Below are 587 nucleotides of genomic sequence, written 5' to 3' on the forward strand. Positions count from 1 at the left end.
CGAATACGGGAATGGCCGTAGGCCCCCATCACCAGCAGGTCGATGTTCTGTTCTTCCTGGTAGGCGTGCAGGGTCGGCTCGACCTCGCCGGCACGAATGGCGCCTTCTGCCTCATGGCCGGCGTCGCGCAGTGTCTTCAGGGCCCAGTCGAGCTGCGAGCGGTTGTCGCCGGTCTCGGCACCGACGATTACCACGTGCACCGGGATGCCCTGGAATAGCGGGCTTTTCGCCAGCATTTCCACGCCCTTGCGGGTAGTCTTGCTGCCGTCGAAGGCAATCATCACCCGTTCGGGGCGCTTGAAGGTTTCCGGCACCATCAGGATCGGCCGATGCAGGCCGCGCACCACGCGTTCCAGGTTGGAGCCCAGATGCTCGCGGGCCTGATGCGCCGTCTCGCCGCGCTTGCCGATCACCAGCAGGCGGATTTCCTCTTCCAGCTCGTCCAGGGTTTCGACGAGGGTGCCATTGCGCTGACGCGTAGAAGGCTCGGCCACGCCATCCTCCACGGCGCGTTCCTTGGCAGCCTGGAGCATCAGCCGGCCTCGCTCCTGGGCGATCTTGGCGCGCTCTTCGTCCAGGTGCGAAAG

1 protein-coding gene is annotated in these 587 nt (G+C 65.4%); it reads right to left on the reverse strand.

The genetic code is table 11. The annotated features are described in order from the left end of the window. On the reverse strand, positions 1-587 hold a 587-nt coding region (locus FZZ93_RS18210), incomplete at both ends, for a universal stress protein (RefSeq protein WP_149323702.1).

Source organism: Halomonas eurihalina, assembly GCF_008274785.1.
Classification (GTDB): Bacteria; Pseudomonadota; Gammaproteobacteria; order Pseudomonadales; family Halomonadaceae; genus Halomonas; species Halomonas eurihalina.